A 25493-nucleotide genomic window follows, 5' to 3' on the forward strand; every position below is an offset into this window, starting at 1 on the left:
TTTTCGGACGCTCCATGGGGTTCCGTGGAGCGTCTCCTTATTTGGTGGGTAATGACCCTTACCCCGCAGGTCTTGATCTCCGACTCGGGCGTGTGTTCACATGAGTCGGTCACCTAGAGATCGCGGCCGTATTCGGAACGTTCGCGTCATGAGGTGTGTGCGGAGTGGAAGGGCAAGAATGAAAAAGGTCGTGGTCCACAAGCCGGGAACAGTCAAGCCTGCAGGCGTCGACGCGCCGCGGCACAAGAACTGATCTCAAAGGGGCGGTCCGTCTCCTCCCGGGAGATGCGGGCCGCCCTTCGGCTTGGAAAAGGACCTGGTGAACCTTCCGACCATCGACGCCGACCGGCGTCCCCTCGGCCCCTACACGTTCGGTGCGGCGCTCCTGGACGCCCTCGTGCCCGCGGCGCTCGCGTACGGGCCGGAGCTGGTGGCCGCCCACGACATCGAGATCATGGCCGCCGCGCCGCACCTCGCGCCGCGGGTGCCGCGCAGCAGGGGGTCCCTGGCCGACGGCCTGCCCCGCGAGCAGCGCATCCTGATCCCGGGCGCGGGACGTACGCTGCGGCTGGCCAACGGGCTGGCCGAGTTCGTCCGTGACCACCTGGCCAGGACCGGGCCGCTGGCCGTCGCCGTGGCGAACCTGGACGCGGCCGACCCGACGGACGTCCAGCTCGTCGAGGTGCTGCGGCGGCGCGTACCCGAGCTGGTGATCACCGAGGTGGACGGCCGGCCCGGCGGCGGGCCGTTGGCCACCGACTACGACCGCTTCCGCGACGAGGGCTTCCACCACGCCATGGCCGAGGCCGGGCAGGCCGAGCTGGAGCTGCTCACCCACGACGACGACCCCGAACGCTGGTGGACGCTGCTGCACCGCACCACCGCCGCGCTGGAGGCGATCGGCCACGAGCCCGCCGCCAGGGAGCTGTACGAGCGGGCCAGGCGCGTCGCCACCGAGCCCGGCCACCGCGCCACCGTGGCCTGCTCGATCGCGATGCTGTTCGTCCGCCACCACGACCCTCGCCTGCGCGACCCCGAGGAGGCGCTGGCGTGGATCAACGAGGCGATCACCATCACCTCGCTGCTGCCCGACCGCCGCGAGCGCGCCTTCCACCTCGGCTTCGACCTCAACGGCAAAGCCCTCATCGAGGTACGCCGGGGCCACCCGGCCGCCGCCCTGAGCCTGGTCGAGCAGGCCATCGAGCTGGCCGACCGCGACCTGCCGCCGGACCGGCACCCGATCCACCGGCTGGTGCTGCGGGCCAACCGCGGCCAGCTCCTCGGCGTGCTGGGCCGTACCGGGGAGGCGCTGGCCGACTACGCCGCCGCGATCGCCGCCGACCCCGGCTACCCCGACTACTACCTCGACCGCGGGACACTCCTCCACAAGCTGGGGCGTCTCGACGAGGCGGTCGCCGACTACGAGAGCGCGATGCGGGTCAGCCCGCCCTTTCCCGAGCCCTACTACAACCGCGCCGAGGTCCGCTACGCGCGCGGCGACCTGGCCGGAGCGCTGGCCGATCTCGACTACGCGCTGGAGCTCGATCCGGGTTTCGCGCCCGGCTACGTCAACCGGGCCGGGCTGCGTGCCGCCCTGGGCGATCAGGGCGGGGCGCGGGCCGACGTGGAGGCGGGGCTGCGGCTGACGCCGCGGGAGCCGTACCTGCTGTGTGTGCTGGGGCAGGTCGAGCAGGGGGCGGGCCGGCGGGCGGCGGCCAGGGCGGCCTACGACGGCGCGCTGGCGCTGGACGGCGGGCTGGCGGCGGCGTGGGCGGGGCGCGGCGGGCTGGCGTTCGAGGAGGGCGCGCACGAGGCGGCGGTCGCGGACCTGACCCGCGCGCTGGAGCTGGGGGAACGCGCGGATCTGCTGTTCAACCGGGCGCTGGCGCTGCGCGCGGCGGGACGGGAACGGGAGGCGCGGGCGGACCTGGAGAGGGCGGCGCGGCTGGATCCGGACGACCCGGACGTCCGGCGCGAGCTCGCCCGATAGCGATGCGAGCCGTCAGCGATGAGAGTCGATGGCGATGAGAGTCGATGGCGATGAGAGTCGATGGCGATGAGAGTCGTCAGCGATGAGAGCCGTTACCGAGGCGAGCTGTAAGCGGTGAGCCGTTGGCGGTGCGGGCCGTTAGCGGTGTGAGCCGATGGGCACGACCAGCGGGGTGCCGGCGACAGGGTCGGTGATGACCTTGGAGTCCAGGTCGAAGACCTCCCGGATGAGCTCCTCGGTCAGCACCTCGTGCGGGGTGCCCGCCGCCACGACGCTGCCGTCGCGCATCGCCACCAGCCGGTCGGCGTAGCGGGCGGCCAGGTTGAGGTCGTGCAGGACCATCACGATGGTACGGCCCGCCTGCGCGTGCAGATCGCGCACCAGCTCCAGCACCTCCACCTGATGGGCCAGATCGAGGAAGGTCGTCGGCTCGTCCAGCAACAGCAGGTCGGTGCCCTGGGCCAGCGCCATGGAGATCCACGCCCGCTGCCGCTGCCCGCCGGACAGCTCGTCCAGCGGCCGCTCGGCGAGGTCGGACAGGCCGGTCATGTTCAGCGCGACGCCCACGGCCTTCTCGTCGTCGGAGGACCATTGGCGGTACCAGGTCTGGTGCGGGTGGCGTCCCCTGGCCACGAGGTCGGCGACGGTGAGCCCTTCGGGGGCCGAGGGCGACTGGGGCAGCACGGTGAGGATCCGGGCCACCTCCTTGGTGGCGATCGTGGAGATCTTCTTGCCGTCCAGCAGCACCTCGCCGCCCGACGGCTTGAGCAGGCGGCCGAGGGCGCGCAGCAAGGTGGACTTGCCGCAACCGTTGGGACCGATGATCGTGGTCACGGTTCCGGCCTCGACCCCGAGGTCGAGCCCGTCCACGATGACGCGGTCGCCGTACCCGAGCTTGACGTCTACGGCCTGCAGTCTCATGTGCGCCCCTTACGGATGCGGATCAGAAGGTAGATCAGATACGGTGCGCCGAGCACGGCCGTGACGACACCGACCGGCAGTTCGATGGGGGAGAAGGCGGTGCGGGCGAGCAGGTCGGCGCCGGCGGTGAGCACGGCGCCGACGATCGCCGACGACAGCAGCGGCGGGTGGGCCGAGCGGATCAGCCGCAGCGCGATCTGCGGCGAGGCCAGCGCGACGAAGGCCACGGGGCCGGCCGAGGCGGTGGCCACGGCCGCCAGCAGCACCGCGGCCAGGATCATCAGGGCCCTGGACAGGTTCATGCGCACGCCGAGCGCGGTGACGGTGTCGTCGGAGAAGCGCAGGGCGTTGAGCGAGCGGGTGCCGAGCAGGGTCAGCGGGATCAGTACGGCCAGCGCCAGCGCGACCGGGATCACGTGCTCCCAGCCGCGGCCGTTGAGCGAGCCGCTGATCCACACCATCGCCTGGGCGGTGTCGTTGACGTCGCCGATGGTCATCAGCCAGTACTTGACGTTGGTGAAGACCGCGGCCACGCCGATGCCGACCAGGACGAGGCGGTAGCCGTCGAGGCCGCGCCGCCAGGCCAGGCCGTAGACGATCACGGCGCCGAGCAGGCCGCCCAGCAGGGCGAGCACCGGCATGCCCACGCTGGACAGCAGCCCGCTGACCCCGCCGTGAACGCCGCCGCTGACCACCACTCCGGCGACCACGGTGACCGAGGCGCCGGTGGTGACGCCGAGGATCTCGGGGCTGGCCAGCGGGTTGCGGGCGATCGACTGGATGATCGCGCCGGACAGGGCCAGCGCCGCGCCGACCAGCGCGCCGGTCAGCGCCCTGGGCAGGCGCAGTTCCATGATGACGAAGTGGGCGGGGCTGGAGGCGTCGAAGGTGTCCCTGAACACCTCCTGCACGGTCATGGGCAGGTCGCCGATGCGCATGTTCAGCGCCATCAGCAGCACCAGGAGGACCAGGCCGCCGAACGTGACGGCGACGCCGCGCAGCCGTACCTGCCAGGACAGGCCCGCGAGTCTCAGCGCGTAGGAGGTCACAGCCGCACCGGCTTCCTGCGGCGGACCAGCGCCACGAAGAAGGGCGCGCCGAGCAGCGCGAGCACCACGCCGACCTCGAGCTCGCCTGGCGGTGCCACGACGCGGCCGATCACGTCGCCGAGCAGCAGGAGCGCGGCGCCGATCAGCCCGGAGTACGGCAGCAGCCACCGATGGTCGGTCCCCGACACGCGGCGGGCCAGGTGCGGCACGATCAGGCCGATGAACGACAGCGAGCCGCACGCGGCGACGGCGGCGCCGGTCAGCAGCGTGACCGAGGCGACGCCGACGGCCCGGGTGAGGGCGATGTTCTGGCCGAGGCTGCGGGCCACGTCCTCGCCGAGTGACAGGGCGTTGAGGCCGGAGGCGTTGATCAGGGCCAGGAGCAGCCCGGCCGCGACGAACGGCAGCACCTGCCAGATCACCTCGGTGCCCCGGGCGGCGATGGAGCCGGACTGCCAGAAGCGGAAGACGTCCATGGCCTGCTCGTCGAGCAGGACCATCGCCGAGGTGAGCGCGTAGAGGAAGGCGCTGACGGCGGTGCCGGCCAGGGCCAGCGTGACCGGGGTGGGGCCGCCGCGCCCGCCGACCATGCCGAGGGCGAAGACGCCGACGCTGGCGACGAGCGCGCCGGCCAGGCCGAACCAGATGAAGCCGAGCAGGCTGGTGGTGCCGAGGAAGATGATCGAGGCGACCATGGCGAAGGCGGCGCCCTGGGTGACGCCGAGCAGGCCGGGGTCGGCGAGCGGGTTGCGGGTGTGGCCCTGCATGAGCGCCCCGGCGACGCCGAGCGCGATCCCGGCCAGGATGCCGAGGGCGGTGCGGGGCAGGCGCAGCGAGCGGATGATGATGTCGCTCTCGGTGCCGGTGGGCGAGGTCAGCGCGTGCCAGGCGTCGGTGGGCGGCACCGCCTTGGCGCCGATGGTAATGCTCAGGACGATCGCGAGCACGAGTACCCCCGTGAGCCCGATCAGCCAGGTCAGGCGGCGGTGACGGAGCTGGGGAAGCTTCACGGCGGTGGCTGCCACCATGCCTTCCTCCTACTCATTTGCCCGATCCTGGTGAAGTATGCCAGCTTAGGCAGGGCTAACCTAATTTAGGGTTGCCTTATTGGGAGAGGGACAACATGAGAGCGTTCCGTGCGGTCGCGGTAGCCGTACTCGCGATGGGACTGGCGGCGTGCGGTGGCCAGGCCGCTGCCCCCAAGGCCGCCGAGAGCGCGCAGGCGCCCTTCCGTGTCATCAAGCACGCCATGGGTGAGACGAAGATCCCCACGCAGCCGAAACGCGTGGTCGCCCTCGACCAGAGCTTCGTCGACGCGGTCCTCACGCTGCAGACGCCGGTCGTCGGCTACACGAACTACCGGGCGATCGAGGACAAGCTGCCCGACTACCTGGGCACCGTGGCGGCCGAGTACGGCAAGGAGGCCATCTCGGTCGGCACGCTGGAGCAGCCCAGCCTTGAGAAGATCATGGCGCTCAAGCCCGACCTGATCGTCTCGGCGAAGGTCCGGCACAAGGACCTGTACGACAAGCTCGTCAAGATCGCCCCGACCGTGTTCACCGAGACCACCGGCGCGATCTGGAAGGAGAACCTGCGCCTCATGGGCCAGTCGCTGGGCAAGGAGGCGCTGGCCGAGGAGACGCTGAAGAAGTTCGAGGAGCGCGCGGGCAAGATCGGTACGGCGGTCAAGGAGAAGGAGGGCAAGATGCCCACGATCTCCGTGGTGCGCTTCGCCGGCGAGCCCGAGGTCCGCTCCTACAACGAGAACTCCTACTCCGGCATCGTGCTGAAGGACGTGGGCTTCGCGCGTCCCGAGAGCCAGCCGAAGGACCCGAACCAGATCATGGTCCCGATCAGCCAGGAGCGCATCGCCGAGCTGGACGCCGACCACATCTTCGTCTCCACCTACGCCGACCCCACGGCCGAGGAGCCGAAGAAGAAGTTCCTGGCCAATCCGCTGTGGAACAAGCTCAAGGGAGCCAAGCACGACGTCGCCGACCTCGTCTGGATGAGCGCGGTCGGCGTCCAGGGCGCGCACGCGATGCTGGACGACGTGGCGAAGATCTTTTCAGTGGACCCCGTCAAGGCCTAGGAACGCGCGCAGGTCGTCGAGATGCGGCTGGATGTCCAGGCCCTGGGCCTCCAGCCAGGCGTCGTCGCCGTGGGTGCCGGCGTAGCGCTCGGCGCCGTCGCAGATCAGCGTCACCACGCTGCCCTGGTCGCCCTCGGCGCGCATCTCCTTGATGAGATCGACGCAGGCGGCGATGTTGGTGCCGGTGGAGGCGCCGACCGGACGGCCGGTGACCTCCCGGACCCACCGCATCCCGGCGACCGAGCGGGCGTCGGGCACCTGGATCATGCGGTCGATCACGTCCGGCTGGAACGACGGCTCCACCCTCGGACGGCCGATGCCCTCGATGCGCGAGCCGCTCGCGGTGGTCGTCCAGTCGCGTTCGGCCCAGGCCGGGTAGAAGGCCGAGCCCTCCGGGTCGGCGACGGCCAGGCGGGTGTGGTGGCGGCGGTAGCGGATGTAGCGGCCGATCGTGGCCGAGGTGCCGCCGGTGCCCGCGCCGACCACGATCCAGGTGGGCTCGGGATGCGGCTCCAGGGCGAGCTGGTCGAAGATCGACTCGGCGATGTTGTTGTTGCCGCGCCAGTCGGTGGCCCGCTCGGCGTAGGTGAACTGGTCCATGAAGTGGCCGCCGGTCTCGGCGGCCAGGCGGCGCGACTCCTCGTAGATCGCCGACGGCTGGTCGACCAGGTGGCACTTGCCGCCGTAGAACTCGATGAGGGCGATCTTCTCCGTGGAGGTGGCCGCCGGCATCACGGCGATGAACGGCAGGCCGATCAGGCGGGCGAAGTAGGCCTCGCTGACCGCGGTGGAGCCGCTGGAGGCCTCCACGATGGTAGTCCCGGGGCCGATCCAGCCGTTGGCGAGGCCGTACAGGAACAAAGAACGAGCGAGGCGGTGTTTGAGTGAACCCGTAGGGTGCACCGACTCGTCTTTCATATAGAGGTTTACGCCCCAGCGCGCGGGCAGCGGAAAGACATGGAGATGGGTGTCACTGCTGCGATTGGTATCGGCTTCGACTCTCCGGACGGCCTCGGCGACCCAATGCCGGGCGGCGGAGTCGTGGCGGTCGACGAAGTCCATGGTCCATACGCTATCTCATGTGACGCTGGCCACTTTATCTGCGGAAATGGGTGGATAGTGTTACGATAATGAGACTAGTCCGGCCGTGGACGTGACTACGCACGCCGCGAGCAGTAGGACTGTTCACCTCCCTGACCAGGCAGAACCGGTTAACGCGGCCCTTACGGGGGTTTTGCGAGCATGGAGCTGCTGTCTGGCGGCTCGTGCCGAGACGGGGGATAGCAAGGGGGAATGATTTGATCACGATGACCGAAGAGCAGCGTCAGGATTGGTTCGAGCGCGATGTCGTGCCCGTGACCTCGCAGCTGTTCGCCTCCGCGATGCGTCTCACGCGCAACACCGCCGACGCGGAGGACCTCGTCCAGGAGACCGTGGCCAAGGCGTACACGTCCTACCACCAGTTCCGCGAGGGCACCAACCTCAAGGCGTGGCTGCACCGCATCCTCACCAACAACTTCATCAACGACTACCGCAAGAAGCAGCGTTCGCCCAAGCTCTCGGCCGCTGAGGAGGTCGAGGACTGGCAGCTGCACGCGGCCGAGTCGCACAGCTCCACCGGCCTGAAGTCCGCCGAGACCGAGGCCCTGGAGCGGCTGCCCGACAGCTCCGTGATGAACGCGCTGCGCGCGCTGCCCGAGGACTTCCGCGTCGCCGTCTACCTGGCCGACGTCGAGGGCTTCGCCTACAAGGAGATCGCCGACCGGATGGGCACGCCCATCGGCACCGTGATGTCCCGGCTGCACCGCGGCCGCAAGCAGCTGCGCACCATGCTGGAGGAGTACGCGGTGGAGGAAGGCGCCGTGCGCCTACCCGCCCAGCGGGCCGCCTAGGCCCAGGTGGAGGCGGACCCGGAGCGTTCCGGCATCGTCCCGCATCTCCACCAGATCGCAGAGCTGACGACTGATCCAGAGCCCGTATCCCCGAGGGGATTCGGGCTCAGGTGGTATATAGCCCGGTAACGGGTCATCCAGGACGCCGCCCGGATCGGCGATCTCGCAGACCAGTTCCCTGCCCGTCACCCACATCCTGATCATGCCGTGGCCCGCGCCGTGCTCGACGCAGTTGGCCGCGATCTCCGAGACGCTGAGCACGAGCGAGGCGACCAGGTTGCGCTCCATCCCCGCCGCCCTGGCGTAGTCGGCCACGGCCTGCCTGAAGCGCTTGAGCTCGTGGGCGGTGAAGCCGACCGAGGTGACCTGGCCCGTGGGGTCGGGCAGCGGGTGGCGGTCGCCGTCCAGGATCAGGTCGTGGGGCTCGACGAAGGCCTCGCTGACGGCTTCGCCGTTCACTCCGGCCAGGAACGGGTGGGTGACGGCGCGGTAGTCGAGCGCGGCGGTGGGCGTGGTGCGCACGTCGTAGAGGCAGACGACGATCGCGGGCGCGGCGCCGAGCGCGGCGTTGAGCACCGATTCGTAGCGGATCCACTCGCGGATCTCCCGCTCGGTCCTGCCCTGCCAGCAGGGCTCGCCGACGATCAGCGTCGGGAGGTCTCTGGCGTACTCGTGGCAGGCGGCCAGCGTCCGCTGCGGATGCGCGTACCAGGAGGCGGCGATCCTTCTGTCGATCCGGCCGGCGTCGCGGCCCAGCGCGTCGGCCAAGAGCTGCAGCTTGCGCGAGCTGGTGACCGCGAGCACCCGGCGCCCCTCGTGGAGGGCGGCGCGCACGCGGGGCAGGACCAGATGGAGGAAGCTCTCATCGGAGTCGTAGGGCATCCCTATGTGCCGTAGCGACTCGTGATTGGCCTGTGCCCGCGCAGGGTGCACGGCCGAAACGTAGCAAGCGGCCGGTGGGCTACGCAACGGCTATGAGCGCGACCGCACCGAGCGCGCAGGCGACACCGGCCACCTGGATGGTGTGCAGCCGCTCGCCCAGCACGTATCTGGCCAGCAGGAGCGTGCTGGCCGGGTAGAGCGAGACCAGTACGGCGACCAGGCTGAGCATGCCTTCCTGCTTGGCCAGCAGGAACAGCACGTTGGCCGCCATGTCGAGCAGGCCCGCCAGCGCGATGATGCGCAGTGAGCCGCCGGTGGGCCTGAGTGAGCGCCGGGCGACGACGGCCAGCAGCACGACGAGCGTCACCGAGGAGATCCTGGCGCCGACCAGCGGCCACAGTCCGGTGCCGTCGGGGGACAGGTCGAGCAGGATGAAGAAGCCGCCGAAGCCCGCCCCGGCGGCCAGGGCGATCAGCACCGATCCGAGCGAGCCGCGCTTGCCCGCGGCCGGGTCCTGGCTGACCAGCATCACCGCGGCCAGCGCCAGGACGATGCCGATCAGGGCCTGCGGCGCCGGCCGCTCGCCGGTCGCCAGGCCGAACACCACCGGCAGGGTGGCGGAGGTGACCGCCGTGGTCGGCGCGACCACCGACATGGTCCCGGTGGCCAGCGCGCGGTAGAACAGCACCAGCCCGGCCGCGCCCGCGACGCCCGCGCCCATGCCCCACCACAGCGCCCTCTGGTCGAACAGTCCGGGCAGCAGCGGGAGCAGGGCGAGGATGAGGACCAGGCCGGCGACCTGTGAGAGTGCCACGACCGAGAGCACGCGCGATCGTCGCGTGGCCAGCCCGCCGCAGAAGTCGGCCGTGCCGTACACCACCGCGCAGACGGTCGCGAGGATCACCGCAGTCACGTCACACCCTCCAGTTCACTCAGTTGAACTATTAGTACAGTACATGGAGTTCCACAGACTACACATTTTGTTCACTAGACTGCACTGCATGGAAGATCCGGAGACGATCACGGCGGCCATCGCGAACAACGTGCGGGCGCAGCGGGCCCACCGGGGCCTGACGCTCGACGCGCTGGCCGCCCGCTCGGGCGTGAGCAGAGGCATGCTGGTCCAGGTCGAACAGGCCAGGACCAATCCCAGCGTCTCCACGCTCACCCGGATCGCCTCCGCGCTCGGCGTCACCGTGGCGCGCCTGGTCGAGGTGGCCGACGTCCCGGTCGTGCGGATCATCGACAAGTCCGACGTGGTCAACTTCGACATGGGCGCCTCGCGCGCCATGCTGCTGGTCGGCGCCGACGAGCCGCTGATCCTGGAGCTGTGGGACTGGCGGCTGGCCCCCGGCGAGCACCACGACGGCGACGCCCACCCGCCCGGCACCCGCGAGATGATCACCGTCCTGCGGGGCGAGCTGACCCTCACCGTGTACGGCAAGAGCCACCGCGTGGGCACGGACGACGCCGCCCTGTTCACCGCCGACCGGCCCCACCGCTATGCCAACGACGGCACGGAAGAGGTCAGGATGATCATGGTCGTGGCCGAGCCGCGAGTCGTTCACGACCAATAACGGCGAACACCTTCCGGATGACGGCCCGGAGTTCCATGATTACTCCGAGGGGCGGTGGGTCAACAGGAGGTATGCGTGAGTGAGGCCCGTGCTGCCACCGAGAAACTCCGTGGGGAACTGCAAAGTCTCGGTGTGACCACGGCATACGAAGTGGGCGACGACGCGACCCTGTCGGTGTGGATCGGGTTGGTCGTGCGATTCAGGGATGGTTTTTACCGCTGGCAGGAAGGAGCGGTGAAACGTCGGCATTTGGGTACGGATCCGGTTGGATGTGCCATAAGAGTGGCGCGTCGCTATGCGGAATTGCAGGCCGATGTCCCAGCCTGGTGGGAAGACCTGGCCAAGGAATTGCGGGGGGACTCGGCCGGCGATTACCCATAGCGCCCCCGACGCGATTCCGGGGGGAATATGCGCTGGTGGGGGTGGCCGTTGGCGCTGTTGCTGACGGCAGGGTGCGCGCACGTGCAACCGATGGCCGGGGTCGCGACGGTGCTGCCGATGCGGCCGCCGGACCCTGACCCCGTCGACCCGGGCGTTCTGGCGAGGCAGCTGACCTCCATGCAGCTCGACTGGCCGGGCAGACGCCGGATCGACTGCAAGAGGGCCAAGTGCGTCGCGCTGACCTTCGACGACGGGCCGGGCGACCATACCGCCCGGCTGCTCGGCATGCTGCGCAGGCACGCCGCCAAGGCGACCTTCTTCGTCGTCGGCCAGATGGTCGCCGCCGACAGGCAGGGCAACCTGCGCCGCATGGTCGACGATGGGCACGAACTCGGCAACCACTCCTGGAGCCACGAGCAGCTCACCACGCTGTCGGAGTCGGGGCTGCGCTATCAGCTCAAGCACACCCAGGACGTGGTCGAGCGGGAGACCGGGGTACGGATGACGCTCATGCGGCCGCCGTACGGGTCGACCGACGCCTCGGTGGCCGCCGCGACCCGGCGCGAGGGGCTGGCCCAGATCCTCTGGAACGTCGACACGCTCGACTGGCGCGATCGCAACGCCTCGATCGTGTCCAGGCGCGCCGTCCAGGCGAAACCCGGATCGATCATCCTCATGCACGACATCCACCGCACGACGGTCGACGCCATTCCCAAGATCCTCGACGTGTTCGCGGGCAAGGGCTACGCGTTCGTCACCGTGTCCGAGCTGTACGGCAAGCCGCCGGCACCAGGCAGGAAGTACACCGAACGATGATCGACGACATCATCAGGGGCTACACCTTCGACGAGCCCACCATCGACCTCGGCGCCCTGGTCGTGGACGGCGCGGGCCGCCCCGACGCCCAGGTACGCCTGCCGCTGCGCATGCTCAACCGCCACGGCCTGGTCGCCGGCGCCACCGGCACGGGCAAGACCAAGACGCTGCAGGTCATCGCCGAGCAGTTGTCGGCCGCCGGCGTACCGGTGTTCCTGGCCGACATCAAGGGCGACCTGTCCGGCATGGCCCAGCCCGGCGACCCGTCCGGCAAGCTCATGGAACGCTCCGCCGGCATCGGCCAGATCTGGTCGCCGCAGGCCTGCCCCACCGAGTTCTACGCGCTCGGCGGCATCGGCGAGGGCATCCCGCTGCGCGCCACCATGACCGCCTTCGGGCCCACGCTGCTGTCGAAGGTGCTCGGGCTCAACGACACCCAGGAGTCCTCGCTCGGGCTCATCTTCCACTTCGCCGACCAGGCCGGGCTGCCGCTGCTCGACCTCAAGGACCTGCGGGCGGTCATCCAGTTCCTGCTCGACAACCCCGACGCGCTCAAGGGCGTGGGCGGGCTGTCCAAGCAGACCGCCGGGGTGATCCTGCGGGCACTGGTGAACTTCGCCGCCGAAGGGGCCGACCAGTTCTTCGGCGAGCCGGAGTTCGACACCGCCGACCTGCTGCGGGTCACGCCGGACGGGCGGGGGATGGTGTCGATCCTGGAGCTGCCGGCCGTACAGGATCGTCCGGCGATGTTCTCGACCTTCCTCATGTGGCTGCTGGCCGACCTGTTCAGCGGCATGCCCGAGGTGGGCGACCCGGACAAGCCCCGCCTGGTCTTCTTCTTCGACGAGGCGCACCTGCTGTTCGGCGACGCCTCCAAGGCGTTCCTGCGCTCGATCACGCAGACCGTGCGGCTGATCCGCTCCAAGGGGATCGGCGTGTTCTTCGTCACGCAGACGCCCAAGGACGTGCCGGCCGACGTGCTCGCGCAGCTCGGCGCCCGGGTCCAGCACGCGCTGCGGGCCTTCACCCCGCAGGACGCCAAGGCGCTGAAGGCGACCGTGTCCACCTTCCCCAACTCCTCCTACGACCTGGAGGAGGTGCTCACGCAGCTCGGGATCGGTGAGGCGGTCGTGACCGTGCTGTCGGACAAGGGCATCCCGACGCCCGTGGCCTGGACCCGGATGCGGGCGCCGAGCTCGCGCATGGCGCCCGCCGACGCGGCCGTGGTGCAGGGCGTGATCGCCGCCTCGCCGCTGCGTCCCAAGTACGCCCAGGCCATCGACCGCGACTCGGCCTACGAGATCCTGGCCGCGAAGGTGGTGCCCCCGGCCCCCGCCACGGAGGCACCCGAGCCGGAGCGCCCGGCGGAGCCCCCTCGCTCCGCCGAACCCACGTTGCTCGAAAGTGTGCTGGGATCGTCGGTCTTCAAGTCGTTCGCCCGCTCCGCCGCCAGCTCGCTCGGGCGCGAGATCAGCAGATCCATCTTCGGTACGGCCCGCCGCCGCCGCTGACTGTCGGTCAGGTCTGGCACCCTGATCGGCATGGGTTTCACCGGCTTCCCCGACGAGGCGTTCATCTTTTTCGAGGGCCTTGAGGCGGACAACTCCAAGGCGTACTTCACCCGCCACAAGCACCTCTACGAAGACGCGGTCAGGGCGCCGATGCTCGCCCTGACCGACGCGCTGGGCCCGGAGTTCGGGGCGGCCCAGCTCTTCCGTCCCTATCGCGACGTGCGCTTCGCCAAGGACAAGTCCCCGTACAAGACCCACCAGGGCGCCTTCATCGACACCCAGCCGGGCATCGGCCTCTACGTCGAGGTCAGCGCCGCCGGGCTGTTCCTGGCGGGCGGCATCTACACGCAGGCCGCCGACCAGGTGGCCCGCTACCGCGAGGCCGTCTCCGCCGACCTGTCCGGCAAGCCCCTGACCCGGATCGTCGCGGACCTGCGGGCGCGGGGCTACGAGATCCGCGGCGACCGCCTGAAGACCCGCCCGCGCGGCGTGCCCGAGGACCATCCGCGTCTCGACCTGCTGCGCCACCGCTCCATCTACGCCGGCGTGCGCGCGGAGCCGGAGCCATGGGTCCACACGCCGGAGGTCGAGTCCCGGGTCCGCGTGGCCTGGCGGGAGTTCGCGCCGCTGGTGGAGTGGCTGTCCACGCATGTGCGTGGCTCCGAGCTGCCCCGCCGCTAAGAACACCTGACCGATGGGCCATCCCTTCCCATCTCCGCGGGGAAGCGGGAGGGCCGTCCCGGGCGAGGTTCGGGCACCGGTACCGTTGCAGCGTGTTCGGCGACGTTCCCGGGGCCTCCAGGCGGGAGTGGCTGTGGATCTGGGGGATCGCCGGGGTGGCGGCGGTGGTCTACTCGGTGCTGTCGCTCGTACGGGTCCACGCGCTCAAGGCCGGTACCTACGATCTGGTGATCTTCGATCAGGCGGTGCGGTCCTACTCCGGGTTCCGGCTGCCGATCGCCATCGTCAAGGGCGTCCACAACGACTTCGGGGCCGGCTTCTCCGTGCTCGGGGACCACTGGTCGCCGATCCTCGCCCTGCTGGCGCCGCTCTACTGGCTGCATGACGGGCCGGAGACGCTGCTGATCGCGCAGTCGGTGCTGCTGGCCGCCGCGGCCGTGCCGCTCTGGGTGTTCGCCCGGCGGGCGCTCGGGACGGGAGCCGCCCACGCGGTGGCGATCGCCTACACGCTGTCGTGGCCGGTGGCCGAGGCGGTGGCCTTCGACTTCCACGAGGTGGCGTTCGTGCCGCTGCTCACCGCGGTCATGCTCGAACGCTGGCAGGCCGGGCGCAGGGCCGCCGTCGTGGTGGCCGCGCTCGGGCTGCTGTGCGTGAAGGAGGACATGGGGTTGCTGGTCGCCGGGTTCGGGCTGGTGCTGCTGACGCGGGCCGGGTGGCGGATGCTCGGTGGCGGGTTCGTGCTGGGCGGGGTGGCGTTCACGGGGCTGGCCTCGCAGGTGCTCATCCCGGCCTTCGGCGGGCGGCCCGACTACTACTGGGCCTACGGGGCGCTCGGTGACGGGGTGTCCAGCGCGGTGCGGACGATCGTGACCGACCCGCTCACGGCGTTCGGGCTGCTGGGGACGCCGCCGGTCAAGCTGGTGACCCTGCTGCTTCTGCTGGGGGTCTCGGCGCTGGCGGCGCTGGGCTCGCCGCTGGTGCTGATGGCGGTGCCGTTGCTGGCCGAGCGGATGCTGGCCAGTTCGTTCCCCAACTGGTGGGTGCCCGAGTACCACTACAACGCGTTCCTGGTCGTGGTGATCTTCGCGGCCGGGGTCGACACGGTGCGGCGGTTCGGGCGGCTGCGGAAGGTCTGGGTGGCAGGGATCGTGGTGTTCGCACTGGCCACCGTGCCGTTCTTCTCGCTGGCGCAGCTCGCCGACCCCGGCTCGTACCGGCGCGATCCGCGGGAGCTGGCCGCCGCCGGGGCCGTGGCCACGGTGCCCGACGGGGCGCTGGTGGAGGTGGCCAACAACCTGGGGCCGCTGCTGACCGGACGGGCGCGCGTGCTGCTGCTCGACCGTACGCCCCGGTGGGCGCCCTGGGTGGTGGTGGAGGTCGGGCGGCGCGTGTTCCCGTTCAAGAACGCGGCGGAACAGGCCGACCGGCTCGACGCGCTGGTGGCGGCGGGGTACCAGATCCGGTTCCGCCAGGACGCCTATGTCGTGCTGCACCGGCCGGGGCCGGATCCGAAGCTCTAGGGGCCGCCGGTCTGCACCTGGTCGCCGCGCAGGATCCGGTCGACCGACTGGCTCGCGGCCGAGGTGGCGGCGGTAGTCACCACGGCGATCAGGACCGCGACCAGAGGCGTGGCCAGGCTGCGCAGGCTGCGGATGTTTCTGACCCGGCCCCACGGCTCCCCGGCCAGGTGCATGAGCCGCCACTCCCAGAAGAGCCCGAGGCCGATGTAGACCAGCGCGACCTGCCCGACCACGATCGCCAGTAACTGAAGCTTGTCGAAGGCGGAGACGTCCGGCTCCGCGAAGGCGGGCAGGTACGCCGACAACTCCGTGACCAGGGCGGCGGCCATCAGGTGCAGCACCTTCGTCATCGGCTGCGTGCCCCTGATGCGCGGGTAGAAGTAGCCGAACAGGAAGCCGAACGCGGGCAGCGTCAGCAGGTAGCGCGCGTCGAAGAGGTAACTGGCCAGGTCGGGGCCGGCGGGCAGGCCGTACATGAAGAGGAACGGCAGGCTCAGCAGCAGGCAGATCACGAAGGCGTGCACGCCGTTGTGCCAGGGCGTGCAGGCGGCGCTGGTGGCGAAGGCGGTCTCGGGATGGCGGCCGTGCCCGTCCAGGGCGGTTTCGAGCTCGTCGCGCTGCTGCTCGAAGTCGCCCATCGACAGCTCGCCGGCGCCGATCCTGCCGCGGCCGACGCGGTAGAGCTCCTGCTCGGAGACGAGCAGCAGCCGCTTGTGGAGGGCGCGGCGCACCATCGCGCGGTGCTCCTCGGCGGTACGCGGCTCGTCCAGCCCGTCCGGCATGGGCCCGAGCAGCCACCACGCGGAGATCCACGCGAAGACCGAGGTGACCGAGAGCAGGGGCACGGTGACGTCGAGGTCGGGCAGGCTGCCGGTGCCCCTGGGCGACAGGTGGAGCACCATCAGGCAGACGGTCACGCTGGCCACGGCGGCGCGGTGGTGCACGGCGCCCAGCTCGCCGCCCAGGCGGCGCAGCCGCAGGATCAGCAGGACGAAGCCGAGCAGGAGCAGCCCGAGCACGCCGCGGACCAGCGGGGTGAGCTCCAGCGTGCCGAGCATGGGCTCGGGGTGGTCGACGGGCGTGCTCCAGGAGCCGTCGTCGAGCCACTCGGTGGGCCAGCCCTGCATGAGCAGGCTGAGGATCACCGCGGCCACGAGGGCGCCACGCGACCAGGTCCTGGTGACGACGGCGACGGCGCCGATCGGGATCAGTGACCAGAACAGGCCCAGCACCAGGTGGACGCTGTCGGGCGGGTAGACGTCGTAGAACAGCGCCTTGAACCACAGGGCGAGCGCCAGGGTGCCGATGGCGGTCCCGGCGGCCACGGCGGCCAGCCGTACCACCACGAAACGGATGCCGAGGTCGGCGCTGAAGGCGATCGCGGCGCCCGCCGCGGCCAGCGCGGCGACGGCGACGCCGGTGATCAGCTGGGGCGGGTGGAGCTGGACGTGGCGGGTCGACCACACGAACATGGCGAAGGCCACGAGCACGCCGAGCGCGGTCACCGCGAGCGCGTCACGGCTGGTCCAGGGCGCGGGCGTGGGCACCATGCGGCCGGCGTGGCGCACCGCGATCGCGGGCAGCACGCCGAACATCACCACGTACGCGATGCCCTGCAGGCCCTTGGCGTAGAACGGGCTGGCCAGCACGGGCGCGGCCAGGAGCAGGCCGATGAACAGCTCCCGGTTGTGGAGCTGCTGCCACCACGGCCGGCCGAGCGAGCGCAGCAGGAAGGCGATCAGCAGGAGCGCGGTGACGATCGCCAGCTCACTGCCCCAGGAGAACGCCTCGTCCTCCTCGTGGTCGACGAAACCGTAGGAGTCGTGGACGAGGGTGACGGTGACCTGGTAGTTCACCGTGAACTGCAGCCGCTCGGCCTCCTCCCGCTCCGGTTCGAGACCCGAGGTGCGCAGCACGCTCCACTCGGTGGGGAACAGCGTGATCGTGCGCTGGTTGATCAGCGAGGGCTGGACGCCGGGCGCCTGGAACTCCAGCGTCAGTTCCTCACCCCTGGCGAGCTGGCGCAGCACGATCACGCGGAACTCGGCGGTGGACTTGCCGCCGGAGGTGGTGAGCTCGGCCGGGTACCTGACGGTGGGCGCGAGCCAGCCGCCGCCGACCTTGAGCGCGCCGAGGCCCTTGTCGGTGATCGCCCGCAGGTCCGGGGGCACGCTGCCCCTGATCCAGCCGGCGAGCGGGTCGTCCTCGTCCATGCGGAACGTGTGGGTGATCGTCACCCTGACCTGATGCTGGCGCTCGTCGATGCGGGCCGGTGGCACCTGGCGAAGGTCGGCGGCGGTGGCCCTGGCGATGGTGACGTCGGTGGTGGCCCTGCGCTCGTCGGCCGCGCCGGAGGGCAGCGGCCGCGACCCGTCGGGCTGTCCCCGTGACAGTGGCCGATCCACCGGCATCGCCGTGAGGGTGCACCAGATGATCGCCGCAGCCGAAAGGGCGGCGAGCCCGTACGCGACGACCCTCCGGATCAAGCCCACACCTTGGATGATTCATGTGAGACCGCTGATGTTCCACGGACCTAGGTAACGGTGTGATTACACCGGTCCGCGAACTGGGAGATCGGGCTAATCTGCCCCCTTTGTGCCCGATGAGCAGAGAGGGGACTGCGAAATCGTGTGGATCACCCGGCGGCTTCGCCGCGACAAGCAGAAGGGACAGGCCGACGACGGCCGCTTCCCGGTCGAGCGGAAATGGGGCTGGCAGCTACAACTGAGCGCCCAGGCGGAGACCGCCTTCATGACCGGCCTGCGCGCTTACGAAGAAGGGGGCGGCAAGCTCACCATCCACGGGGAACACGGGATTCTGACGCTCGCGGACCCGCCGCGGGCGATCTCGCTCTACGTGCTGGCCGCGCGCTTCGCGGCCCTGAGCCACAACGCGCTGCGCGACCCGGAAGGCGCGGTCGAGGGACTCATGAAGGTCTGCGTCGAGGTCGCGCAGCCCGGAGTCCTGCACCTGCGCGGGACGGCCTCCACAGAGGTCCTCGCCGCCGTGCGCGAGGTCACCGAGAACCTCGGCAGCTGGTACGGCGACGCCGAACTCGGCTACGTGTCGGTGATCGCCCCCGGCGAGGACGAGAACACGTTGATGATCGATCTGGCCAAGGCGGCCGGACGCCACACCGCCGGTGACCCCATGCGGGAGGTGGTCCAGGGGCTCATCGACGACGGTGAGGTGACCTGGGCCCGGCCCCCGGTGGGGGAGCAGCGGCGGCTGCTGCTGAAGTAACGCGCCGAAGGGGTACGGCGGAGGCCCGCCGTACCCCTTCGACGTGGTGTGTCAGTTGTTGCGCTTGGCCCGCGCGACGGTGCGGGCGCGGGTGGAGGCGTCCAGCACGACCTTGCGGATGCGGACCGTCTCCGGCGTGATCTCCACGCACTCGTCGTCCCGGATGAACTCCAGCGCCTGCTCCAGCGACAGCACCCGCGGCGGCGTCAGCGTCTCGGTGACGTCGGCCGTGGAGGAGCGCATGTTGGTGAGCTTCTTCTCCTTGGTGATGTTGACGTCCATGTCGTCGGAGCGCGAGTTCTCGCCGACGATCATGCCCTCGTACACCTCCGTGGTGGGGGAGACGAAGAGCGTGCCGCGCTCCTGGAGGTTGAGCATGGCGAACGCCGTCACCGGACCGGAGCGGTCGGCCACCAGCGAACCGTTGTTGCGGGTGCGCAGCTCGCCGAACCACGGCTCGTAGGCCTCGAAGACGTGGTGCACCAGGCCGGTGCCACGCGTCTCGGTGAGGAACTCGGTGCGGAAGCCGATCAGGCCGCGCGCCGGGACCACGAACTCCATCCGGATCCAGCCGGTGCCGTGGTTGGTCATGTGCTCCATGCGGCCCTTGCGGACGGCGAGGAGCTGGGTGACGGCGCCGAGGTACTCCTCGGGGCAGTCGACGGTCAGGCGCTCGACCGGCTCGTGGAGCTTGCCGTCGACCTCCTTGGTGACGACCTGCGGCTTGCCGACGGTCAGCTCGTAGCCCTCGCGGCGCATCTGCTCGACCAGGATGGCCAGCGCCAGCTCGCCACGGCCCTGGACCTCCCACGCGTCGGGACGCTCGGTGGGCAGCACGCGCAGCGACACGTTGCCGACGAGCTCCTTGTCGAGGCGGTCCTTGACCATGCGGGCGGTGACCTTGGAGCCCTTGGCCTTGCCGACCAGCGGCGAGGTGTTGGTGCCGATGGTCATCGAGATGGCCGGCTCGTCGACGGTGATGAGCGGCAGCGGGCGCGGGTCCTCGGGGTCGGCCAGCGTCTCACCGATCATGATCTCGGGAATGCCCGCGATCGCGATGATGTCGCCGGGACCGGCCTCCTCGGCGGGCTTGCGCTCCAGCGCGTCGGTCATGAGCAGCTCAGTGATCTTGACGCGCTGGATCGTGCCATCGGTACGGCACCACGCGACCTGCTGACCCTTGCGAATCGTGCCCTGGTGGATACGGCACAGCGCGATCCGGCCCAGGTAGGAGGAGGCGTCGAGGTTGGTGACGTGCGCCTGCAGCGGGGCGCTCGGGTCGTAGGTCGGCGCCGGGATCGTCGACTTGATGATGTCGAACAGCGGCTCGAGGTCCTCGGAGTCGGGCATGCCGCCGTCGGCGGGCCGCGCCAGCGCGGCGCGCCCGGCCTTGGCCGAGGCGTAGACGATCGGGAAGTCGATCTGGTCGTCGGTCGCGTCGAGGTCCATGAACAGTGCGTAAACCTCGTCGACGACCTCCGCGATGCGGGAGTCGGGGCGGTCGACCTTGTTGATGCACAGGATGACCGGCATCTTCGCCGACAGCGCCTTGCGCAGCACGAAGCGCGTCTGGGGCAGCGGGCCCTCGGAGGCGTCCACCAGCAGCACGACGCCGTCGACCATCGACAACCCGCGCTCGACCTCGCCGCCGAAGTCGGCGTGGCCGGGGGTGTCGATGATGTTGATGGTCATGTCGCCGTGCTTGACGGCGGTGTTCTTCGCGAGAATGGTGATGCCCTTCTCGCGCTCTAGGTCGTTGGAGTCCATGACGCGGTCGTCGACGTCCTGGTTGGCGCGGAAGGCCCCGGACTGCCAGAGCATGGCGTCGACCAGCGTGGTCTTGCCATGGTCGACGTGCGCGATGATCGCGATGTTCCGCAGGTCGTCGCGGCTGTTCAAAGGCATGATGACGTCTCGCTCTGTGTTCGTGGAGGCAGACCGCGCGAACCGCGGCCTATTAAGTCTAGTTGATCCCGCTCATGGCAGGAGCGGCACGAGGTGCCGGGCGGCGAACGCCCTGGCCTCCTCATCGCTGCTCAGGGGTACGACGCTGTCCGGGGTGAGCAGGAACAACAGGGTCACCCTTATGAACACCTCGGCGACCGCTTCTGATTCCGGGCTGCGCAGATGCCCGGCCAGATGTTCCCTCGCCACCTTAAGGTACGGCCCCGCCGGCAGGGTCGTCTCCGGCTCCGCGAAAGCGGCATTGAGGATGCGATCGGCCGTCTCGTCCGTGGAGATACATAGCCGCTTGCACATTCATGATGATGCCGGGGCGGGCGTTGCTCCCTACATTGACGGCATGACCTGGACAGAGTTGGTCATGAACGCGGCTCCGGCCGGCGGCGACCGTCCCGCGGTCACCGACGTACGGACCGGCGAGGTCATGACCTATGCCACTCTCGTCCGCCGAGTCACTCACGCGGCGGCCGGGTTGCGCCGTCACGGCTTGAGGTACGGGGACCACGTGCTGGTCGACCTGCCTCCGGGCGCGGCACTGCCGTGCGCGGTGCATGCCGTCGCCTGGTCGGGCGGGGTGGCGCTGCTCAATCCGGGGGGCGTCGCGCGGCTGGCCGTCGTCCACCGGATGCGCGAGACGCGGGCGGAGAAGGTGTTCACCTTCGAACCGGGCCAGGGACCTGACCGGTTCTCCTCGCTGATCGGCGAGGAGCGCGTGGACTTCGGCCCGCTCGCGGGACCGGCGCTGACCCTCGACGGCCGGCGGGTGCTGAGCCACGAGGAGCTCGCCGGCGACCTGCGCAGGCTCGCCGCCCGGCTGCTCATCGGCAAGGACGACGTGGTGCTGGTGGCCGTCACCGACGTGTTCAAGGCGCTGCGTACGCTGGATCTCGCGCTCATGTGCGGCGCGCACGTGGTCGTGGCGCACGAGCCGACGCTGATCGGCTGCAGGGTGCTGGCGAGCGAGCACGCGGCCACGCTGGTCGTGGCGCCGTACGAGCTGGCCAGGCGGCTGTTGGGCGATCCGCTGCTGCGGGTGGTCGACGACCGGGCGGTCACGAGCTCACTCGCGCTGTGAGAAAACGGTGACAGAGCGCGCCAAGTGCGCCACTGTGAAGTCATGGCGGATGCCCCGCGGCACAACCTGCCGGCCGAGCCCAACCGGTTCGTCGGCCGTGAGCGTGACATCGGCGACCTGTGCGCGATGTTCGACGAGACGCGTGCGGTGACCTTGTGCGGAGTCGGCGGCATCGGCAAGACGCGGCTGGCGTTACGCGTGGCCCACCGGCTGCTCGACGACTTCGCCGACGGCGTGTGGGCGGTCGAACTGGCCAAGATCTCCCGGCCCGAGCTGGTCATGCAGGAGATCGCCGAGGTGTTCGGGCTGGAGAGCGAGCGCGGCCGCGACCTCACCGACGCCGTCGTCACCCGGCTGGCCGGGTCGAGCCTCCTGGTCCTGCTGGACAACTGTGAGCACCTCGTCGAGGCCACCGCGCACGCGGCGGCGGCGCTGATGGCCGGCTGCCCGGGCATGCGGGTGCTGGCCACGAGCCGGGAGGCGCTGCGCATCTCCGGCGAGCTGATCTGGCACGTGCCGCCGCTCGACCTGCCCGGCGCCGACCCGTCGGCGGCCGAGTCGGTGCAGTTGTTCCTCAACCGGGCGCGGGCCGCCGGAACCCAGCTCGGCGAGGAGAGCCTGCCCGACGTGGCCAGGCTCTGCCGCGCGCTCGACGGGCTCCCGCTGGCCATCGAACTGGCCGCCGCCCGCACCCGCATGCTGAGCCCTGGCCAGATCGCCGACCGGATCGACGACCGGTTCGCGCTGCTCACCTCCGGCGACCGTACGGCTCCCGCCCGGCAGCGGACGCTGGCCGCGGCGGTCGAGTGGAGCCACGACCTGCTGTCGGAGGCGGAGAAGACGCTGCTGCGCCGGCTGTCGGTGCTGGCCGGCGGCTTCGACCTCGACCTGGTCGAGCGGGTGTGCGCCGAGCCGCCGCTGTCGGAGTCGCGCATGGTCACGCTGCTGGGCGCGCTGGTGGACAAGTCGCTGGTGGTCTGCGACGAGGACCGCGGGCGCTTCCGGCTGCTCGACACCATCCGGCAGTTCGCCGCCGAGCGGCTGGCCGACTCCGACGAGGAACGGATGGTACGCGACCTGCACCTGAGGGTGCTGTGCAAGCTTCAGGAGCGGGCGTTCGACGCGGAGTTCCTCACGCCCGGCGTCACCTGGCGCGAACGGCTGGCCGCCCACACCGGCAGCCGAGACCGGCTCGCCGACCAGCGGGCCGCGCTGGAGTGGGCGCTGCGCTCCGGCAACGTCACCATGGGCCTTCGGCTGTGCATGCGCAGCAGCGGCCTGCTGTCGCTGGGCGGCAGCGCCGCCGAGGTCGTCGGGTGGGTCGAGCGGCTGCTGCGGCAGGACCTCAGCCTGGTGGCGCCGGAGCAGATCGCGCTGGCGAAGGGCTACCTGGCGTACGGGCTGCTGACCCGCGACGACCTCGACAGCGGCCTGGCCGCCGCCCGCGAGGGACTGGCCGGCATGGCGGGGGACCCGTTCGTCCTGGCCACGGCCCACACCGTGGCCGGCGGAGCGCTGCTGCGCATGGGCAGGGGCGACGAGGCGACCGCCCACATCGACAGCGCGCTGACGGTGGCCAGGGACAACGGCGACCGGTTCAACGAGGCCGGGGCGCTCATCGAGGGGTCCATCTACTCGCTGCAGCGCGGCCGCCAGCGCGAGGCCCAGCGCGGCGCCGAGGAGGCCCACGCCGTGGCGAGCGCGCACGGTCATCCGTGGATCCTCGCCATGGCCGCCTCCCACCTGGGTCTGGCCGCCGAGACCCGTGGCGACCTGGAGTCGGCGGCCGAGCACTACGACGCGGCCATCTCCTGGCTGCGCGAGCTCGGCAACCGCGGCGACCTGGCCCAGAACCTCGCCAGGAGCGGGCGCGTCTGCGCGCAGCTGGGTGACCTGGCCGCCGCCCGCCAACGGCTGGCCGAGGCGGTCGCCATGGCCCGCGAGTGCGGCCTGCGCCAGGCCATGAACCGCTGCCTGGTGTCGCTGTCCGCGCTGGCACGGGCCGAAGGCGACCTGGAGAGCGCGGTGCTGGCCTCGTCCGCGGTGGCCGCCCTGCGCGAGTCGATGGGCCAGCGGACCGGCTCGGTCAAGGTCGACGAACTGCTGTCTTCCGCCCGTGCCAAGCTGGGCGAGGGCCGTACCACGTCGTTGTGGTCGAGGGGGCGCTCGCGGCCGCCGTTCGAGGTGGCGACGCAGGTGCTGGAGGGGCGTCGGCCGGAACCGGCCGCGGGCCCGGTCCAGGTGGAGCCGGTACGCGGCTCGCTGCTGACCGCCCGCGAACAGGAGATCGCCGGCATGCTCACCCGCGGCCTGTCCAACAAGGCCATCGCCGAGGAACTGGTGATCAGCCCGGCCACGGTGGCCCGGCACATCGCCAACATCATGGACAAGCTCGGCTACACCTCGCGCGCGCAGATCGCCGTGTGGGCCGCCGACCATGGTGTTCCTTCTGCATAATCATCTGCATAATCCGCCCCATGTGCGCGGATCCCGGCGTCCCTACCGTGGTCGCATGGACCAGCGGATCGTCATGATCGACCCCGGGACGGGGCAGACGCTCACCGAAGAACAGCACGATGAGCGCCTGGCCACGGCGGCCGCGCGGCTCCGGCGGCGAGGCGTGCGGGCGGGTGACACGGTGCTGATCTGCCTGCCGGTCGGATCCGCCCTGCTGGTGGCGGCGGACGCGGTGATGGCGGCGGGAGCGGCCGTCTCGCCACTGGCGCCCGACGGCGACGGCCTCTGGGAGCGGGTCGTGACCAGCTCCGCGCGGCTGATGATCTCCGACGATCCACGGGCGCTCGCGGCCGCCCAGGACTCCAGGATCAGGGTGGTGATGAGCGCCGCTGAGCTGGGTGCCTAAGCTCGGATTCATGCCGCTTGCGAAGAATTTTCCCGTCATGCTCAGGACCTCGGACGGCATCCGCCTGGAAGGGGTCCACACGCCCTCCGCCTCCGGCGACGTCGAGGCCGGGATCGTGCTGGCCCACGGGTTCACCGGGTCGTGGCGGTGCGCGGACACGCGGCGGATCACGCACGTGCTCAGCCGGTTCGGCGGCGTGGTGTCCTTCGACTTCCGCGGGCACGGGCGCTCGGGCGGCGAGAGCACCGTGGGCGACCTTGAGGTCCACGACGTGGAGGCCGCGGTACGGCACGCGCGGGTCATCGGATACCGCAAGGTCGCCGTGGTGGGCTTCTCCATGGGGGCGGCGGTCGCCGTACGGCATGCGGGGTTGCACGGGGGGATCGACGCGGTGGTCGCGGTGAGCGGCCCCGCGCGGTGGTACTACCGGGGCACCAAGCCGATGCGCCAGGTCCACTGGGCCATCGAGAAGCCGATCGGCCGGATCGCCGCGCGCGTGGTCAAGCGGACCCGGATCGCGCGCGGGCAGTGGGACCCCGTGCCGATGCCGCCGCACGAGGCCGCCGCGCTGATCTCGCCCACTCCCTTGCTGATCGTGCATGGGGATTCGGACACGTTCTTTCCCCTGGAGCACGCCCGTCAGCTCTACGACGGCGCCCGGGAGCCGAAGGAGCTGTGGATCGAGCCGGGGTACGGCCACGCCGAGTCGGCGGCCAGGCCCGATCTGGTTCTCCGGATCGGAAAGTGGATTGATTCGAACCTTTCCTGAGTAATAGGCGTCTACCTAGGGCGGATGGAAGAAAACCGCCGGGAGAAAGTCCTTGGGGAAGGAAACCGCCCCTGGTGGAGACCGTAGGACATACTTCATGTAGTCAGGCGGTCGCCCAGCGTTGCGGGGGCGCGCTGGGTGCCATCTAGACGTGCGAAGGGGCCCGTGGAGTCACGGGCCCCTCTCGTACCTTCACGCTTCCCCAGGTCAGCCCAGGGTTCACCCGTTCCCGGGTTCGTCCGCTTCCGGTTCGCTCGCTTCCGGGTTCG

Annotated in this window: 23 protein-coding genes; 14 read left to right on the forward strand and 9 right to left on the reverse strand. The window is 70.5% G+C overall.

Annotation, left to right across the window (positions count from 1 at the left end; all coding sequences use genetic code 11):
- Positions 1-319 precede the first annotated feature (319 nt).
- Positions 320-1990, forward strand: coding sequence for a tetratricopeptide repeat protein (locus ACIBKY_RS34240; protein WP_397103251.1), 1671 nt, complete (start codon positions 320-322; stop codon positions 1988-1990).
- Positions 1991-2128: 138 nt separating this feature from the next.
- Here ACIBKY_RS34240 and ACIBKY_RS34245 read toward each other — a convergent pair whose 3' ends face one another.
- The 3 genes from ACIBKY_RS34245 to ACIBKY_RS34255 are packed head-to-tail and all read right to left on the reverse strand — an operon-like array spanning position 2129 to position 4988.
- Entirely contained in the window at positions 2129-2911 is a 783-nt protein-coding gene (locus ACIBKY_RS34245; RefSeq protein WP_379612469.1) for an ABC transporter ATP-binding protein, read from the reverse strand.
- Positions 2908-3960: a FecCD family ABC transporter permease gene (locus tag ACIBKY_RS34250; protein WP_397103254.1), complete on the reverse strand. Its 1053-nt coding sequence runs from the start codon at positions 3958-3960 to the stop codon at positions 2908-2910. Before ACIBKY_RS34250 ends, ACIBKY_RS34245 begins: the two co-directional genes overlap by 4 nt.
- Positions 3957-4988 carry a FecCD family ABC transporter permease gene (locus ACIBKY_RS34255; protein ID WP_397103256.1) on the reverse strand — a complete coding sequence of 344 codons (1032 nt, stop codon included), beginning with the start codon at positions 4986-4988 and terminating at the stop codon, positions 3957-3959. The genes ACIBKY_RS34250 and ACIBKY_RS34255 overlap by 4 nt, the downstream gene beginning before the upstream one ends.
- A 95-nt stretch (positions 4989-5083) precedes the next feature.
- Between ACIBKY_RS34255 and ACIBKY_RS34260 the strand changes: the two genes are divergently transcribed.
- The gene (locus ACIBKY_RS34260; RefSeq protein ID WP_397103258.1) at positions 5084-6052 is read left to right on the forward strand and encodes an ABC transporter substrate-binding protein; all 969 of its coding nucleotides are present in this window, start codon (positions 5084-5086) and stop codon (positions 6050-6052) included.
- On the opposite strand, the gene ACIBKY_RS34265 is transcribed toward ACIBKY_RS34260, so the two are convergent.
- Positions 6029-7114, reverse strand: coding sequence for a PLP-dependent cysteine synthase family protein (locus tag ACIBKY_RS34265; RefSeq protein WP_397103260.1), 1086 nt, complete (start codon positions 7112-7114; stop codon positions 6029-6031). The genes ACIBKY_RS34260 and ACIBKY_RS34265 overlap by 24 nt on opposite strands.
- 245 nt (positions 7115-7359) lie before the next feature.
- Between ACIBKY_RS34265 and ACIBKY_RS34270 the strand changes: the two genes are divergently transcribed.
- Positions 7360-7944, forward strand: a complete 585-nt coding sequence (locus ACIBKY_RS34270) for a sigma-70 family RNA polymerase sigma factor (RefSeq protein WP_379612464.1) — start codon at positions 7360-7362, stop codon at positions 7942-7944.
- Here the strand turns inward: ACIBKY_RS34270 and ACIBKY_RS34275 are convergent.
- Positions 7921-8877: an anti-sigma factor RsbA family regulatory protein gene (locus ACIBKY_RS34275; protein ID WP_397103262.1), complete on the reverse strand. Its 957-nt coding sequence runs from the start codon at positions 8875-8877 to the stop codon at positions 7921-7923. The genes ACIBKY_RS34270 and ACIBKY_RS34275 overlap by 24 nt on opposite strands.
- 28 nt (positions 8878-8905) lie before the next feature.
- On the reverse strand, positions 8906-9739 hold the full coding sequence (locus ACIBKY_RS34280) for an EamA family transporter (protein ID WP_397103264.1): 834 nt from the start codon (positions 9737-9739) through the stop codon (positions 8906-8908).
- Between the two features lie 88 nt (positions 9740-9827).
- On the opposite strand from ACIBKY_RS34280, the gene ACIBKY_RS34285 reads away from it, so the two are divergent.
- The 6 genes from ACIBKY_RS34285 (at position 9828) to ACIBKY_RS34310 (ending at position 15312) form a co-directional block, all read left to right on the forward strand.
- Entirely contained in the window at positions 9828-10403 is a 576-nt protein-coding gene (locus tag ACIBKY_RS34285; RefSeq protein WP_397103266.1) for a helix-turn-helix domain-containing protein, read from the forward strand.
- Between the two features lie 75 nt (positions 10404-10478).
- Positions 10479-10784: a hypothetical protein gene (locus ACIBKY_RS34290; protein WP_397103268.1), complete on the forward strand. Its 306-nt coding sequence runs from the start codon at positions 10479-10481 to the stop codon at positions 10782-10784.
- Between the two features lie 90 nt (positions 10785-10874).
- A complete protein-coding gene (locus tag ACIBKY_RS34295; protein WP_397103592.1) occupies positions 10875-11600 on the forward strand; it encodes a polysaccharide deacetylase family protein in 726 nt (241 codons plus the stop codon).
- Positions 11597-13111, forward strand: a complete 1515-nt coding sequence (locus ACIBKY_RS34300) for a helicase HerA-like domain-containing protein (protein ID WP_397103270.1) — start codon at positions 11597-11599, stop codon at positions 13109-13111. The genes ACIBKY_RS34295 and ACIBKY_RS34300 overlap by 4 nt, the downstream gene beginning before the upstream one ends.
- 30 nt (positions 13112-13141) lie before the next feature.
- Positions 13142-13792 (forward strand): DUF2461 domain-containing protein, encoded by a 651-nt coding sequence (locus ACIBKY_RS34305; RefSeq protein ID WP_397103272.1) that lies wholly within the window; start codon positions 13142-13144, stop codon positions 13790-13792.
- Between the two features lie 92 nt (positions 13793-13884).
- The gene (locus tag ACIBKY_RS34310) at positions 13885-15312 is read left to right on the forward strand and encodes a DUF2079 domain-containing protein (RefSeq protein ID WP_397103274.1); all 1428 of its coding nucleotides are present in this window, start codon (positions 13885-13887) and stop codon (positions 15310-15312) included.
- On the opposite strand, the gene ACIBKY_RS34315 is transcribed toward ACIBKY_RS34310, so the two are convergent.
- Entirely contained in the window at positions 15309-17798 is a 2490-nt protein-coding gene (locus ACIBKY_RS34315) for a hypothetical protein (protein WP_397103276.1), read from the reverse strand. The two genes, ACIBKY_RS34310 and ACIBKY_RS34315, sit on opposite strands and share 4 nt — an antisense overlap.
- Positions 17799-17940: 142 nt before the next feature.
- Here ACIBKY_RS34315 and ACIBKY_RS34320 point away from each other — a divergent pair, with 142 nt between their 5' ends.
- Complete coding sequence (locus ACIBKY_RS34320) at positions 17941-18555, forward strand: hypothetical protein (protein ID WP_397103278.1); 615 nt, start codon at positions 17941-17943, stop codon at positions 18553-18555.
- Between the two features lie 51 nt (positions 18556-18606).
- On the opposite strand, the gene typA is transcribed toward ACIBKY_RS34320, so the two are convergent.
- Entirely contained in the window at positions 18607-20460 is a 1854-nt protein-coding gene (gene typA, locus ACIBKY_RS34325; RefSeq protein WP_397103280.1) for a translational GTPase TypA, read from the reverse strand.
- A 72-nt stretch (positions 20461-20532) separates the two neighbouring features.
- Entirely contained in the window at positions 20533-20709 is a 177-nt protein-coding gene (locus ACIBKY_RS34330) for a hypothetical protein (RefSeq protein ID WP_397103282.1), read from the reverse strand.
- 148 nt (positions 20710-20857) lie between these two features.
- Here ACIBKY_RS34330 and ACIBKY_RS34335 point away from each other — a divergent pair, with 148 nt between their 5' ends.
- The 4 genes from ACIBKY_RS34335 to ACIBKY_RS34350 are packed head-to-tail and all read left to right on the forward strand — an operon-like array spanning position 20858 to position 25224.
- Positions 20858-21592 carry an AMP-binding protein gene (locus ACIBKY_RS34335; RefSeq protein WP_184960363.1) on the forward strand — a complete coding sequence of 245 codons (735 nt, stop codon included), beginning with the start codon at positions 20858-20860 and terminating at the stop codon, positions 21590-21592.
- Between the two features lie 42 nt (positions 21593-21634).
- Positions 21635-24049, forward strand: a complete 2415-nt coding sequence (locus ACIBKY_RS34340; RefSeq protein WP_397103284.1) for a LuxR C-terminal-related transcriptional regulator — start codon at positions 21635-21637, stop codon at positions 24047-24049.
- Between the two features lie 55 nt (positions 24050-24104).
- Positions 24105-24455, forward strand: a complete 351-nt coding sequence (locus ACIBKY_RS34345; protein WP_397103286.1) for an AMP-binding protein — start codon at positions 24105-24107, stop codon at positions 24453-24455.
- A gap of 10 nt (positions 24456-24465) precedes the next feature.
- Positions 24466-25224: an alpha/beta hydrolase gene (locus ACIBKY_RS34350; protein WP_397103288.1), complete on the forward strand. Its 759-nt coding sequence runs from the start codon at positions 24466-24468 to the stop codon at positions 25222-25224.
- The last annotated feature ends 269 nt before the right edge of the window (positions 25225-25493 follow it).

Source organism: Nonomuraea sp. NPDC050394 (genome assembly GCF_044459065.1).
Classification (GTDB): Bacteria; Actinomycetota; Actinomycetes; order Streptosporangiales; family Streptosporangiaceae; genus Nonomuraea.

What these genes read in the sequence shown, in the direction of transcription:
- ACIBKY_RS34245 (WP_379612469.1), bottom strand. Translation starts at nt 2,911, where the DNA reads ATGAGACTGCAGGCCGTAGACGTCAAGCTCGGGTACGGCGACCGCGTC.
- ACIBKY_RS34255 (WP_397103256.1), bottom strand. Translation starts at nt 4,988, where the DNA reads ATGGTGGCAGCCACCGCCGTGAAGCTTCCCCAGCTCCGTCACCGCCGC.
- ACIBKY_RS34260 (WP_397103258.1), top strand. Translation starts at nt 5,084, where the DNA reads ATGAGAGCGTTCCGTGCGGTCGCGGTAGCCGTACTCGCGATGGGACTG.
- ACIBKY_RS34265 (WP_397103260.1), bottom strand. Translation starts at nt 7,114, where the DNA reads ATGGACTTCGTCGACCGCCACGACTCCGCCGCCCGGCATTGGGTCGCC.
- ACIBKY_RS34270 (WP_379612464.1), top strand. Translation starts at nt 7,360, where the DNA reads ATGACCGAAGAGCAGCGTCAGGATTGGTTCGAGCGCGATGTCGTGCCC.
- ACIBKY_RS34285 (WP_397103266.1), top strand. Translation starts at nt 9,828, where the DNA reads ATGGAAGATCCGGAGACGATCACGGCGGCCATCGCGAACAACGTGCGG.
- ACIBKY_RS34295 (WP_397103592.1), top strand. Translation starts at nt 10,875, where the DNA reads ATGGCCGGGGTCGCGACGGTGCTGCCGATGCGGCCGCCGGACCCTGAC.
- ACIBKY_RS34300 (WP_397103270.1), top strand. Translation starts at nt 11,597, where the DNA reads ATGATCGACGACATCATCAGGGGCTACACCTTCGACGAGCCCACCATC.
- ACIBKY_RS34305 (WP_397103272.1), top strand. Translation starts at nt 13,142, where the DNA reads ATGGGTTTCACCGGCTTCCCCGACGAGGCGTTCATCTTTTTCGAGGGC.
- typA (WP_397103280.1), bottom strand. Translation starts at nt 20,460, where the DNA reads ATGCCTTTGAACAGCCGCGACGACCTGCGGAACATCGCGATCATCGCG.
- ACIBKY_RS34335 (WP_184960363.1), top strand. Translation starts at nt 20,858, where the DNA reads ATGACCTGGACAGAGTTGGTCATGAACGCGGCTCCGGCCGGCGGCGAC.
- ACIBKY_RS34340 (WP_397103284.1), top strand. Translation starts at nt 21,635, where the DNA reads ATGGCGGATGCCCCGCGGCACAACCTGCCGGCCGAGCCCAACCGGTTC.
- ACIBKY_RS34345 (WP_397103286.1), top strand. Translation starts at nt 24,105, where the DNA reads ATGGACCAGCGGATCGTCATGATCGACCCCGGGACGGGGCAGACGCTC.
- ACIBKY_RS34350 (WP_397103288.1), top strand. Translation starts at nt 24,466, where the DNA reads ATGCCGCTTGCGAAGAATTTTCCCGTCATGCTCAGGACCTCGGACGGC.